This is a genomic window from Sphaerisporangium viridialbum (genome assembly GCF_049674955.1).
Taxonomy (GTDB): domain Bacteria; phylum Actinomycetota; class Actinomycetes; order Streptosporangiales; family Streptosporangiaceae; genus Sphaerisporangium; species Sphaerisporangium viridialbum.
Map to the genome: position 1 here is coordinate 3,398,385 of NZ_CP187232.1, position 12,509 is coordinate 3,410,893.

Below are 12,509 nucleotides of genomic sequence, written 5' to 3' on the forward strand. Positions count from 1 at the left end.
ACGACGGTCAGGCGACGGGGATCGCCAGCAGGCGGACCCCGTCCTCCCTGCGCACCTCGAAATGGTCGATCTCGGTCTTGGCGAGGGCCGTGCCGCCCGTCAGGCGCAACGGGTCGGGATGCCCCGCCACGCCGTACCCCTCCCCGGGAGGGATGCGCCAGCCGGACACGACGTCGGTGTCCCCGGACCGGGAAACGGCCACCAGGCTGCAGCGCTCGGGCCCGCGCACCCCGGCGAGCTGGAATGCCACCTCGGTGCCCCAGACCTTGGCGACCAGGCCGACCGAGCCGCTGACCCCCGTGTCGGGGCTGGTGCCCTCGCTGATGTCGGCCTTGGCCGAGCCGCTGGGCGCCGCGACGACCTTCGCGGGATCTCCGCGCGGCCACAGCTGAGCCGTGGCGGTGCCGGTGACCCCGACCACCAGGGCGGCGGCGACGCCCAGCCACATGACCCGGCGGCGCCGGACCCGCGCCTCGGCGAGCTCGTCCTGCCGCCCGTCGTCACGGGCCGCGGCCCTGCGATGGCCGCGGGAGGGGGCCCGCCTGCGCGGATGAGGCGACCACAGGTCTCTCACCACGCCGGTGGGGGAGCCGTTCACGGCCCCGTTCGTCCCGTACCCCGTGCCGTTGACTGTGCCGCCGGGTTGGCCGCCAAGTGGGCCGTTGAGTGCGCCGCCGGGTGCGCCGTTGAGTGCGGCGCCGTTCACCGTGCCCGGGACCGTGCCGCCCGCCATGCCCTTCATGCCGCGTTTGAGGACGTCCAGCGCGTCGGGCAGCTCGTACATGTCGCGCAGCTCGTCCTGGCAGCTCGCGCAGTCGAGCAGGTGGCGGTCGAAGGCCTCGGAGTCCTCCTTGTTGAGTGCTCCGAGGATGTAGGCCGCCACCTCCACGTGAGGGGGTGAATCCATGAGACCGGTCACCCCCTCTCCTTCATCGTCTTCTGGAGGGCGCGAAGCGCGTAGTACACCCGGGACTTGACCGTCCCTGGCGGAACTCCCAGCACCTCTGCCGCCTCATTGATCGTACGGTCGTGGAGGTAGGTCTGCACGAGCGCTTCCCGGTGTTCTTCCGAGAGGCTGTACAGGGCCTCCGATACCACCATCGCCGACAGCATCGGCTCGGAGCCGTCGGGAATGGCGACGCTGTCAAGCCTGTCAGGTTCGACCTCCTGCGGACGCACCGAGCGCTGACGGTGCGCGTCGATGACGATCCTGCGGGCGACGGTCATCAGCCACGCCCACAGGAGGCCGGGCTCCCTGTTGAGCTTCCCTGCGTTCCGCCACGCGCGGAAGACCGTCTCCTGTACGACATCCTCTGCCCATTGCTGGTCGCCTCCAGTCAGTCTGCGCACATTGCGGAGGAGGGGACCGCCGAACTCGCGGTAGAGCGTTGTGACCAGCTGCTCTTCCGAGTCGTCGTGAGCTTCCTCCGGTAGGGACCGGACGCTGCGATGACGCTGCACAGGCACATGGTGGCAGCGCATCACGCGTCACGTGAGCAAATTAGGCAACTTCCGTAAGATTCGAAAATCTCGCCACATTGGTTGAACCGTCGGCGATTTCCCCCCGTACCTCCTCCTGAACAGGCGCGCCCAAGGGATCAGGGACACGAAAGGGAGAGAGCATTCGGTGAACCGGCTTCAACTCAGGTCCATGCGGCTCGTCGAGGTTCTCGCGGCGCTGACCTTCCTGGTCATCGCCACGGTGGCGGTCTTCATGATCGCGCCGAACGGCATCACCTCGGCGAGCGGAGCCTCCCCCTCCGACTGGACCGACACCGCGTCGGGCCCGCTCGGGCCGGCGGACCGGGACTTCCTGGTCAGAGTGCGGCAGGCGGGGCTCTGGGAGATCCCGACCGGGCAGCAGGCGCAGCAGCGGGCCGGGAGCACGCGGGTCAAGGAGGTCGGTCAGATGCTGGTGGCCGACCACACCAAACTGGACGAGCAGGTGCGGGCGCTCGCCGCCAAGCTGAACGTCGAGCTGCCGAGCACTCCCAACGCGGACCAGCAGGGGTGGATGGCCGAGCTGTCCACCAAGACCGGCCAGGACTACGACAAGACCTTCGCCGACCGCCTGCGCGCGGCGCACGGCAAGGTGTTCTCGGCGGTGGCCCTGGTGCGCGCTGGCACGAAGAACTCCGAGATCCGCGCTTTCGCGCAGGTCGCGGTCGACGTGGTCATGAAGCACATGACCCTCCTCGAAAGCACGGGCAAGGTCGACTTCGCGGCGCTGCCCACGCCCCCGCCTCCCTCCCCTAACCCCTCCAAATAGGGGACGAAGGCGTCAAAGAGCCATCTGCTTCACCAGGCACCGCGTTCGACCGCGACCGGCGCCGCCACCCCCAGGGCCGGCGGCCGATCGGCGGGGGATCCACCTCCCTCTCACCGATCGGCCGCCTCGGGGTTTCCGCCTCACCCCGGTCCGTAGACGTCCCAGAGCTGCCCGACGAAGAACCTCCCGAACCGGACCAGCGCGGCGACGCCGTGCGGGCCCTCCGTGTCGAAGCTCTTCAGGGTCGCGGCGAGGTCCATGGGCTGGATGTGCAGCGTCCCCGCGCCGGCCACCGTCGCCCCTTCGTCCTCGCCCTCTGGCACGTGACCCCGCAGCAACCGCGTGTACAGGGTCGATGTGTCGAGCCACAGCCGCGTGGCGGGCCCGTGGTGTACGTCCTTCCAGCCGGCCAGGGTGTGCGGCATCCCCTGGTCGTCGGTGAACCACAGCCGGTAACGCATCTCGCGCCGGTCGGGGGTGTCGCCCGGCGCGAAAAGGTTGAACCAGCCGCGTTCGACCGGCCGCCGGCCTCCGCTGAAGGCGGCGTCGATCCATCCCTCGGCCCGGGCGGGGTGCTCGGGCTCGGACAGGAAGCGGTCCACGTCGTCGACGCTGATGGTGAGCCGGAACGAGAACCGGTCACCGTCGGATCGCCCGGCAATGTCACCGGAACGGGGGTCGGTCACTCCGAGGGCGACGAATCCGCCCATCTTCTCGGTGAACGACAGCGAAGTACGTTCGGCGGGCTCGCCCGCCATGAGGCTCAGCGCCTCCTCGGACGGGGCGGTGTCCACCACTGGGCCTGCCCGTCCGGTTCCCACGGTCATTGGGGCTTGTCCTTCTTTCCTGTGCTGTGTTCCCACCGGCGGCTTCTCCAGCAGCCGGGTGCACATGCGGTCGGCGAGCGCCGCGATGGTCAGCGACGGGTTGGCACCCACCGGTCCCGGCAGGGCGGCGCCGTCGGCGATGTACAGCCCGGGATGGTCGAACACCTCGCCGTAGGCGTCGCAGACGCCCTCGCCGGGGTGGCGTCCCATCGGCACGCCGCCGAGCGGGTGAACCGTGATGACGCGCTTGCCGAGCCAGGCGGGCAGGCCGGACTGCTCGGCTCCGAGCACGTCCGAGATGCGCCGCATGGTCGCGCGCAGGCGTTCGTAGTGCTGGTCGCTCGCCTTCGAGCTCCACCTGATGTCGAGCTTGCCGTCGCGCAGCCGCAGCTCCCCGTCGGGGACGTCCCTGCCCATGCCGAGCAGCGGAAGAGAGCTGCCCGAGAGCTCGCCGTCACCGACCAGGTCCGCGATCTCCGCGGACAGGTTGGTGTCGTGCGTGACGAAGGCGCGCAGGCGGTCGGCGATGAACCGGGCGGCGCGCCGGATCTCGTGCCGCACGTCGCTGCCCTCGACCAGCCAGTCGATGAAGGCGGGGTAGCCGCCGTCCTCGATGTAGGCGCCCCGGCCGGTGTCGCGCGTGCCGTCGGCGTCGTCGGCCAGCCGGATCGCGCTCGTGATGACCGGGCCCCGGCTGGCGTTGATCGCACGGGTGCGGCTGCGGTCCTTGGCCCGCAGCAGGAACGTGAGCAGGTCGCCGTTGCCGGAGAACCGGCTGCCGAGCGTGCGGCTCAGCCCGGGGAACTGCGCACGGCTCCGCAGCAGGAGGTACGTCGTGCCGTACGTGCCCGCCGCGAGCACCAGTCGGTCGCAGCTGATGACGCGCGGGTCGCTGTCGGGGTGGTACCGGCGGTAGCTCACCTCGTAGCCGCCGCCCGCGCGCGGCCGGATCGCCCGCACCTCGTGGAGCGTGCGCAGGTCGGCGCCGTGGTGGCGGGCCGCGGAGAGATAGGTGTGGTCGAGGCTGTTCTTCGCCCCGTCGTTGCAGCCGATGTCGCACTCGCCGCACAGCCGGCAGGTGCGGCGCGGCACGCCGTGCAGGTTGCCGTACCCGGGGTCGGCGATGGGAAGCCCGAGCCCCGGCTCGGCGCCCCGGATCGGGGCGAAGCTGATGGCCAGCGGCGGGAGCCGCCAGTCGAGCCCGAGCTCGGCGGCCGCGTCCTGCATGGCCCTGGTCTTCGGCGTGTCGGAGTAGACGGGGTGGTCGAGGGGGTACGGCGTGGCGCCGATCATCTGCTCGACCGCGTCGTAGTGGGGGTCGAGGTCGTCCCGCGCCACCGGCCACGACTCGTAGCCGCCCGTCGTCAGCGGCTCCTCGTGCACGAACCAGCGCTCGTCCTTGCGCATCATCACGTTCGCGTAGATCAGCGAGCCGCCGCCCAGGCCGCTGGAGACCACCGAGTCGCAGCCGCCGAAGCTCCACACGTCGTACATGCCGTAGTGGCCCTCTTTGGGATCCCAGAAGGCCTTGCCCATCTCGGCGGGGCTGCGCGGGAACATGCCCGGCGCGTAGGCGCGGCCCCGCTCCATCACCACCACCGACAGCCCCGCCGCGGCCAGGCGGTACGCGGCGACCGAGCCGCCGAAGCCCGAACCCACGACCAGCACGTCCACGTGCTCTTTCTCGCGGGCGCCCCCAGGCGCCTTCTTCCCGGTGCTCATGAGGTCGCTCAGCCCGCGTTGCGCTTGAGAAAGTCGAGGATGCGCGGGAACACGTCCACGTGCGCGTTCTTGCCGATGAGCGGGTCGATGTGCCCGTACCCGGGCAGCACCTGCAGCTCGTGGCGGCCCGGGGCGCGCTCCGACAGCACCCGGTGGCAGACGACGTTGGAGTCGGTGAAGACGTCGTTGTGGTCGCCGGTCATGAACAGCACGGGCGTCTCGACCGCGCCGGCGCGCTCCAGGTAGTCGTCCGGCAGACCGGCCAGAGCCGGGTTGCCGGGATCGCACTTCACCGCGTGGCCGGCACGCACCATCTTGTTGATGTGCCGGTAGTAGTTGACGTCGGACGCGCCGTTCAGGTCGGCGAGCCGCTCGTGGACGTGCGTGCGCGGCGCGAGGTTGCCGTGACGGTACATCGCCGGCCGGCCGCTGCCCCACATGAAGCTCTGCATGTGGCAGGCGGGCTCCCGGCACTCCGGGTGGAAGAACGAGATGGCGCGGGCGAGCAGCCGGCGCCGGGTCAGGGGCGGAGCGTCGTGGAACCGGGGGTCGAGGTAGGACAGGCCGAGCGCGTACTCCAGGAGGAGCGGGCCGAGTGCCAGCTTGACCCGGGCCCAGGCGGGCACCCGCGGAGTCAGCCCGACACTGTTGGCCACCATGCTGGTGACGCCCTCGACCGCTCCTCCGAACAGGCTCATCTGGAACGACACCGACCCCAGGCAGTGCGCTATGACGTGGATCCGCCGTGCCCCAACGTGACGGCGGAGCTCCCTCATGGCTGCCGGGTGGTCGTAGGCGGCGATGTCGTCCAGGGTCTGCCGCCGGGTCTCCATGTTGTACGGGAACCGGTTGCTCATCCGGAAGTCGAGCGTCCAGACGTCGCCGAAGCCGTTGTCCAGCAGGAAGCTCACCAGGTTGCGGTGCTCCGGCATGATGAACATGTCGCTGGACGACGTCAGCCCGTGGACCAGCAGCACGACGTCGTCGGACTCCTCGGCGAGGAACCTCGTCAGCGTCAGGCCCAGCTCGTCCTCGGTCGAGAAAGGATGCACCGACACCTCGGCGCCCGTCACGCCCTCAAGCGTGTACCGCGGTATGCGGTGCTCCATCTGACCGTCCTCCTCGTGACCCGGTCCAACAATGCCAATCGCCGGGCACGTACGGCATCGTGGAAACCCCGTACATAACTCCGGGGAACCCCGTACCTGGAGCAGGGGATTCCGTATATGAGACTCCGATTCAGGGGTTTCGGTTCAGCTTGGTGGCGACTCCGACCCGCGAGCCGACGCCGAGCTTGGCGAAGACGTGCGACAGATGGGTCTCCACGGTGCGGACGCTCAGGAACAGCTGCTCGGCGATGAGCTGGTTGGTGAGCCCCTCGGCGACCAGCGTGGCGATCTCCAGCTCCCGGGGCGACAGCCCGTACGGCGCGGCGCCCGGCCCGCCCTGCGTGGGGGATGCCGCCGCCGACACCCGCACGCCGAGGCGGCGGAGCTCGCGTGTCGCCTGCGCCTCCAGCCCGCGCGCGCCGCAGGCGTGGAAGGCCTCGGTGGCCTCGCGCAGCCGCTCGCGGGCCGGGCGGCGCTCACCGGCCTCTCCGTGGGCCAGGCCCGCCACCAGCAGCGCCCGGCCGGCGTCGACGCGCCGCTCCCCGGCGGACAGCAGGACGGCGGCCTCCCCGGCGAGGAGCGCGGCGGCGGCCGGGTCGGAAGCGCGGAGGGCGTGGGCGCGGGCGAGCGGGATCAGGCCGGAGAAGACCGGCAGGTGGGGATGCGACAGTGAGGCGGCGCGCTCGGCCCAGCCGGCGGCCTCGTCGCTCCGGCCACGGGCGGCCTCGGCGTGGGCGAGCAGCTCGCAGCAGGCGATCAGCGTGCCCCGGTCCAGACGGGGCTGCTCGAACCCGGCGCAGGCGTCCAGGACCGCCTCGATGCCCTCCTCCAGCCGCCCGGCGGCGACCAGGGCCACTCCCAGTGCCTGCCGCGCCATGTCGCCCCACGCCTCGCCGCCGCCGACGCCCGCCTGGACGGCCTCCTCGCCGGCGCGCAGGCCGGCGTCGTGGTCGCCGGTCCAGACGGACCCCATGCAGAGCTGGGTGAGGGCGAACACCAGCTGCTGCCCGGACTCCAGCAGCCGGGCCCCCTCGACCGACTCCTCGACGGTGGCCAGCGCCTCGGGGAGCCGGCCGAGCACGGTGAGGGTGCGGGCCTTGCCGGCGAGCAGGTTGGTCAGGATGTAGGTCTGCCCGGTGGAGCGGGCGACGGCGGCGGCGCGCTCGAAGTGCCGCAGCGCTACTGAGTAGCGGCCCATGTTGGTCTCGGCCCAGCACAGCCAGGCGACCGCGTCCAGCCACTCGGCCAGGTGCTCGTCCAGGGCCGTGGTGATGAGCCGGTCGGCGGCGTCCGCGCTGCGCAGCGCCTCCTCCATCCTCCCGGCGGCGTAGGCGGGCATCGGCCGCAGGGCGGCCACCGCCATGGCGAGGTCGGGCTCCCAGTCGTCGCCGGAGTCCGGCATCAGGTCGAGCACGGCCTGGGCCGCGCGGAAGTCGACCCGCATCATGCTCTCGGCGACCAGCCTCATCCGCAGGGGTATGGCGGCGGCGGCGCGGGGGTCGGGCATCCTGCGCAGCTCGTCCAGCAGCAGGGCACGGGCCTCGTGTGGGCGGTCGAGCTGTCGTTCCATCAGGGCACAGATGCGCGCGGCCCTGGCGCGGCGCGTGTGGTCGTCCTCGGGCAGCAGGCGCAGCAGCTCGCGGGCGGTGTCGCGGCCCTCGGCGAGCCGGCCGCTGACGCCCTGGGCCCGGCTGAGCTCCAGGAGCAGCTCCATCCGCTCCTCCAGCGTGCCCGGCTCCTCGGGCATGAGGTCGAGGGCCTTGCGCAGCCAGTGTGCGCAGGTGACCGGCGCCTGCGCGGCGACCGCGCGGGCCGCCTCCACCAGGGTGGCCACGGCCCGCTGGTCGCCGAAGGAGCCGGACTGCTCGAAGTGGTGGGCCTGGACGGTGGCGGGCGCGCCGAGGGAGGCCAGGTGGGCGGCCAGCCGGGCGTGGGCGGCGAGCTGCCAGCCCGCCGCCGAGGACTCGTAGGCGGCCCGCCGGACCAGCGGGTGGCGGAACCGGAACCGGCCCGCCGCCGCGGGGCGGACGATGTCGCGGCCGACCAGCTCGTTGAGCGCGTCCAGGGCGGTGGCCTCGGAGACCTGCGCGGTGACGGCGGCCAGGGCGGGCTCGAACTCGTCGGCCGTCACCGCGGCCGCCTGGGCGACCAGCAGGGATCCGGGGGACAGGTCGCCCAGCTCGACCTGGAGCGCGGCGCGCACGGTCGGAGGCAGCTCGCTGACGTCCAGCCGGCTCATGCGGGCCAGCGCCTCCAGGTAGAACGGGTTGCCGCCGCTGGCCTCGTACAGCGCCCGGCCGCGCGTGCGGTTGACGCGCGGTCCGAGGAACTCCTCCACCTCGGCCTGGTTGAGCGGGCCGACCGTGACCTGCCTGCCGTGGCCGCCCGCGCTCATCACCAGGGAGGCCAGGCGCGGGGTGACCTGCGCGGGACGGTAGGCGACGGTGACCAGCACCTTGCCGCGCGGCGGGTGGCGGACCAGGTGGTCGAGGAACTCCGCCGAGCTGTCGTCGGCCCAGTGCACGTCGTCCAGGATCAGCGCGAGCCCGGCCGGGCCGGCCATCTCGTCGATGAGCTGCCGCAGCGCCCGGTAGAGCCGGTAGCGCACCATGCCGCTCTGGTCGTCGACCTCGGCGCCGTCGGGGGGCTCCGGCATCTTGGCGGCGAGCGCGGGGAACACGGTGGCGAGCTGCCGGGCCTGGCCCGCGCCGAGCCGTTCCGACAGCTCGTCGCGGTGGGCCTCCAGGTGGTCGTCCAGGGCGTCGATGAGCGCGCTGAACGGCATGATCTGCTCGAACTCGGCCGCCCTGCCCCACAGCGTGGTGAGCCCCCGGCCTGCGGCGAGCGTGGCGAGCTCGGCGAGCAGCCGGGTCTTGCCCGCGCCCGGCTCGCCGACCACGGCCAGGAACTGGAACCCGCCGGTGAGCGTCGCCTCGACCGTGCGGGTGAAGGAGCGGAGCGCGTCGCGGCGCCCGACGAGCGGGGCCGCGCCGGTGAGGGCCGTCTCGGACCCCTCGCCGGATGGCAGAGTGTCACGACTGTTCATGTCTGTACCCCACAGCGAGACGGAACACCACGAACAGCCGTGCCGCAATCGAATTCCGCCAGGGACTTGACGCGGGACTCGGAAGGGGCGCGACGTTCACGGCCGAGGGCTCACCACGCGGACACCCTCGGAGGATGATTTTGTCGTAAAACAGGCTGGTGGCGAGCTGATCACCCCGATCAAACCTTTTCCACCCCAAAACGCGTGCCGCATCACCCCATCGGTTACGCTTTTGTAGCCTCTAGCTGCCCCGCGAGTGCCTACGGGCGGTCGGCGGTCGCCGCGTTGCCCGCGACGTCGAGCGAGCGCAGCCCGTTCACCGCGATGTCGACGCCTCTGCGCACCGCCGCCCATCTCATGGCGGGCGGGTCGCCCAGATCCCTGCTGGCCATGGCGGCCATCTTCGCCGCCCCCACGAACATCCCCACCGCGGCGGCGGCCTCGACGGGATCGAGCTCGCCGGGATAGGCCCGCCGCAGCGCCTCGGACAGCTCGCGCTGGACGTCGAACAGCACGTGCAGCGCCCGGGCCTGGAGCGCGGGGACCGACATGATCAGGTGCGTGCGCGCGGGGATCATCTCAAGGGCCGCCTCGGCGTCCTCGGCGGCCTGGATGTCCGCGGGGTCGCTGGGCGCGGCGCCGCCGAAGCCGAGCGTGGCCTCCGCGACCCTGAGCAGGAGCTCGACCACCGGCTCCGCCGGCCGTCGCCCGGCGATGACGGCGAGGGCGCGGTCGATCCGCGTGCGCGTGTCGAAGAACACGACGTCTTCCTTGCTCGCGAAGTAGCTGAAGAACGTGCGCGTCGAGACGTCGACGGCCGCCGCGATCTCGGCCACGGTCGTCTCCTCGTACCCCTTCTCCTCGAAGAGGCGCATGGCGGACTCGATCAGCGCACGGCGCGTGCGCAGCTTCTTGCGTTCCCTCAGGCCTGGACCACCGCCCATGGGGGAACTTTACTGCATCCGATGTTTTCTTTCATCCATTGCAATTTCAAAGAGGGTACTGTTTTCTATGACTACAGAAAGGGCCGTCAAGTTTCGACCGCTGTCAAGTCCGAGGAGCGCGTCATGACCAAGGCAATGCCCGATCCCGTCACCCTTCCGATGTCGCGGGCGAACCCCGTCGACCCGCCGGATGACCTGCGCAGGTGGCGCGAGGAAGGCCCGATCAGGCCGATGCTCTACGCCGACGGCCATGTGGGGTGGCTGGCGACGCGGTACGAGACCGTGCGCGCGGTGCTCGCCGACCCACGCTTCAGCACGCGCATCGAGTTCATGCACCCGCCGATCGGCGACCGGCTGAGGCAGGCCGCGCTCAGGAAGCGTCCCGGGTTCTTCCTGCGCGAGGACCCGCCCGAGCACACGCGCTTCCGCAAGCTGCTCACCGGCCAGTTCACCGTCCGCCGCATGAAGCAGCTGGAGCCGAGGATCGAGAAGATCACCTCCGACCGGCTGGACGCGATGGAGAAGGCCGGCTCGCCCGCCGACCTGGTGGAGCTGTTCGCGCTGCCGATCCCGTCCCTGGTGATCTGCGAGCTGCTGGGCGTGCCGTACGCCGACCACGCCCGGTTCCAGCGCGACTCCGCCAAGCTGCTGAACCTCGGCTCGAGGCCTGAGCAGGTGCGCGAAGCGCTCGACGGCCTGATGGAGTACCTTCACGACCTGGTGGTCAGCAAGCGCACCGAACCGGACGACGCCCTGATCAGCGGGCTGGTCGCCACCGGGCAGCTCAACGACGAGGAGATCACCGGCGTGGCGGTGCTCCTGCTCATCGCGGGCCACGAGACCACGGCCAACATGCTGGCCCTCGGCACGTACACGCTGCTGAACAACCCCGACCAGCTCGCCGCGCTGCGCGGGGACCCGTCGCTGGCCGAGAGCGCGGTCGAGGAGCTGCTGAGATTTCTGACGATCGTCCACATCGGCCCGGTTCGCACGGCGCTGGAGGACGTCGAGCTGGACGGCCATACGATCAAGGCCGGCGAGGCGGTGACGCTGTCGCTGAGCGCGGCCAACCGTGATCCCGAACGCTTCGACGCCCCCGATAAGCTGGACATCACACGTCAGGCCACGGGCCACGTCTCGTTCGGCCACGGCATCCACCAGTGTCTCGGTCAGCAGCTCGCCCGCATCGAGATGCGCATCGGATACCCGGCCCTGCTGCGGCGCTTCCCGGACCTGCGCCTCGCCATACCGAGCGAGGAGGTCTCGATGCGTTCCGACATGGCTATCTACGGCGTTCACCGGTTGCCGGTCGCCTGGTAGGAGGTTTCCCAACTCATGCGGATAAAAGCGGATACCGATGTCTGCATCGGAGCCGGGATGTGCGTGCTGACGGCTCCGGAGGTGTTCGACCAGAGCGAGGAGGACGGCACCGTGCTGCTGCTGGAGGAGGAACCGGCCGCCGCACAGGAGGCGGGCGTCCGCCGCGCGGTGCAGGTGTGCCCGTCCGGAGCACTGTCCATCTCCTGAGCGTCCGCCGTCCCGCGCGGGGCCGCGCCGCTCACGGCGGCCCGGCTCCGCGCGTCACGGCATCGGCATCGTGTGCTCTCCCGGCGGCATGGAATGCCCCTGCGGCATCGGCTCGCCGGACGGCATCACGTGCCCGCCCATCCTCACGCTGCCGCCGAGGGTCGCGCGGAAGGACTCCAGCATCTCCTCGGTGTTGCCGAGCACGATCCAGCGCGTGCCGATGAGGTACGCGCCGCCGTAGCTCAGCGCGTCGTCCAGCCACTCCTGCTTGCCCTTCTCCGTCGCGAAGGTCGTGACGGAGTACTGGCCCTTCGACGTCCTGCACACGCCCTGGCGCAGCTCGTCGGCCTCCACCTGCATCTGGGGCTCGGCGCAGCCGGTCCTGGCCGCGATCTCCTCGACGGTGGCAGGGCCGCCGGTCGCGCCCCGCGCGGTGCCGCAGCCGCCGAGGGCCGCGACGGCAAAGGCGGCGCCGAGCAGCACGGCCGTACGCCTGGCGCGGCCCGTCACGGCGCGGTCGTCTCGATGTTGCCGCCGATCTTCTCGCTGAAGGACTGCAGCACCCCCGGGTCGTTGCCCGCGATGACCCACCGCGTGCCGACCAGGTAGTTGCCGCCCCACTTCTTCGCCTCCTCCAGCCACTCGGCCTTGCCCTTGTCGGTGGAGAACGTCGTGACCGTGTACTGGCCCTTGTCGGTCTTGCACACGCCCTGTCGTAGCTCCTCCGCGTCGGTCTGGACCTGGGGTTTGGCGCATCCGGTCCTGGTGGCGAGCTGCTTGAGGGTGGCAGGGGGGCCCGGGTTGGCCGCCGCGGCGCCGCCCGCCGCCGCGAGGGAGGGATCGTCCGAGGCCGCGCCGCCACCGCATCCCGTGACGAGCGCGAGGGCGAGGACGGAACCGAGAAGGGCGGTCGCGCGTGTGGTGAGGCTTGGGCGTCCCATGGCAGATCTCCGATCCAGTGTGCCTGCAGAAGTCACCGTCAGCGGGTACGCGGGGCGCGCCGGTTCGGTTCAGCGTGTCACGCATGAGTCAGGGGTCGGCAAAAGTTTTCCAGGATGGTCGAAC

11 protein-coding genes are annotated in these 12,509 nt (G+C 71.3%); 3 read left to right on the forward strand and 8 right to left on the reverse strand.

Annotated features, from left to right (window positions below):
• Positions 1 to 7: 7 nt before the first annotated feature.
• Positions 8 to 919: a zf-HC2 domain-containing protein gene (locus ACOZ38_RS14990; protein ID WP_424531234.1), complete on the reverse strand. Its 912-nt coding sequence runs from the start codon at positions 917 to 919 to the stop codon at positions 8 to 10.
• Positions 916 to 1,461, reverse strand: a complete 546-nt coding sequence (locus tag ACOZ38_RS14995; RefSeq protein ID WP_405147284.1) for a sigma-70 family RNA polymerase sigma factor — start codon at positions 1,459 to 1,461, stop codon at positions 916 to 918. The genes ACOZ38_RS14990 and ACOZ38_RS14995 overlap by 4 nt, the downstream gene beginning before the upstream one ends.
• 166 nt (positions 1,462 to 1,627) lie before the next feature.
• Here ACOZ38_RS14995 and ACOZ38_RS15000 point away from each other — a divergent pair, with 166 nt between their 5' ends.
• Complete coding sequence (locus ACOZ38_RS15000; RefSeq protein WP_424531236.1) at positions 1,628 to 2,269, forward strand: DUF4142 domain-containing protein; 642 nt, start codon at positions 1,628 to 1,630, stop codon at positions 2,267 to 2,269.
• 140 nt (positions 2,270 to 2,409) lie between these two features.
• Here ACOZ38_RS15000 and ACOZ38_RS15005 read toward each other — a convergent pair whose 3' ends face one another.
• The 4 genes from ACOZ38_RS15005 to ACOZ38_RS15020 form a co-directional block, all read right to left on the reverse strand.
• Complete coding sequence (locus ACOZ38_RS15005) at positions 2,410 to 4,818, reverse strand: GMC oxidoreductase (protein WP_424531237.1); 2,409 nt, start codon at positions 4,816 to 4,818, stop codon at positions 2,410 to 2,412.
• Between the two features lie 8 nt (positions 4,819 to 4,826).
• Positions 4,827 to 5,927, reverse strand: a complete 1,101-nt coding sequence (locus tag ACOZ38_RS15010; RefSeq protein ID WP_424531239.1) for an alpha/beta fold hydrolase — start codon at positions 5,925 to 5,927, stop codon at positions 4,827 to 4,829.
• A 130-nt stretch (positions 5,928 to 6,057) separates the two neighbouring features.
• A complete protein-coding gene (locus tag ACOZ38_RS15015) occupies positions 6,058 to 8,973 on the reverse strand; it encodes a helix-turn-helix transcriptional regulator (RefSeq protein ID WP_424531241.1) in 2,916 nt (971 codons plus the stop codon).
• Between the two features lie 260 nt (positions 8,974 to 9,233).
• Complete coding sequence (locus tag ACOZ38_RS15020; RefSeq protein WP_424531243.1) at positions 9,234 to 9,917, reverse strand: TetR/AcrR family transcriptional regulator; 684 nt, start codon at positions 9,915 to 9,917, stop codon at positions 9,234 to 9,236.
• A gap of 123 nt (positions 9,918 to 10,040) precedes the next feature.
• Between ACOZ38_RS15020 and ACOZ38_RS15025 the strand changes: the two genes are divergently transcribed.
• The gene (locus tag ACOZ38_RS15025; RefSeq protein WP_424531244.1) at positions 10,041 to 11,237 is read left to right on the forward strand and encodes a cytochrome P450; all 1,197 of its coding nucleotides are present in this window, start codon (positions 10,041 to 10,043) and stop codon (positions 11,235 to 11,237) included.
• Positions 11,238 to 11,252: 15 nt separating this feature from the next.
• Positions 11,253 to 11,444: a ferredoxin gene (locus tag ACOZ38_RS15030; protein ID WP_405147294.1), complete on the forward strand. Its 192-nt coding sequence runs from the start codon at positions 11,253 to 11,255 to the stop codon at positions 11,442 to 11,444.
• Between the two features lie 54 nt (positions 11,445 to 11,498).
• Here ACOZ38_RS15030 and ACOZ38_RS15035 read toward each other — a convergent pair whose 3' ends face one another.
• Both ACOZ38_RS15035 and ACOZ38_RS15040 read right to left on the reverse strand, forming a co-directional pair.
• Complete coding sequence (locus ACOZ38_RS15035; RefSeq protein WP_424531246.1) at positions 11,499 to 11,954, reverse strand: hypothetical protein; 456 nt, start codon at positions 11,952 to 11,954, stop codon at positions 11,499 to 11,501.
• Positions 11,951 to 12,385: a hypothetical protein gene (locus tag ACOZ38_RS15040; protein WP_424531248.1), complete on the reverse strand. Its 435-nt coding sequence runs from the start codon at positions 12,383 to 12,385 to the stop codon at positions 11,951 to 11,953. The genes ACOZ38_RS15035 and ACOZ38_RS15040 overlap by 4 nt, the downstream gene beginning before the upstream one ends.
• Positions 12,386 to 12,509: the final 124 nt, after the last annotated feature.

Bases quoted from the DNA above. Each gene is read 5' to 3' on its own strand.
- ACOZ38_RS15005 (WP_424531237.1), bottom strand. From the start codon at position 4,818: ATGAGCACCGGGAAGAAGGCGCCTGGGGGCGCCCGCGAGAAAGAGCAC.
- ACOZ38_RS15010 (WP_424531239.1), bottom strand. From the start codon at position 5,927: ATGGAGCACCGCATACCGCGGTACACGCTTGAGGGCGTGACGGGCGCC.
- ACOZ38_RS15015 (WP_424531241.1), bottom strand. From the start codon at position 8,973: ATGAACAGTCGTGACACTCTGCCATCCGGCGAGGGGTCCGAGACGGCC.
- ACOZ38_RS15020 (WP_424531243.1), bottom strand. From the start codon at position 9,917: ATGGGCGGTGGTCCAGGCCTGAGGGAACGCAAGAAGCTGCGCACGCGC.
- ACOZ38_RS15025 (WP_424531244.1), top strand. From the start codon at position 10,041: ATGACCAAGGCAATGCCCGATCCCGTCACCCTTCCGATGTCGCGGGCG.
- ACOZ38_RS15030 (WP_405147294.1), top strand. From the start codon at position 11,253: ATGCGGATAAAAGCGGATACCGATGTCTGCATCGGAGCCGGGATGTGC.
- ACOZ38_RS15040 (WP_424531248.1), bottom strand. From the start codon at position 12,385: ATGGGACGCCCAAGCCTCACCACACGCGCGACCGCCCTTCTCGGTTCC.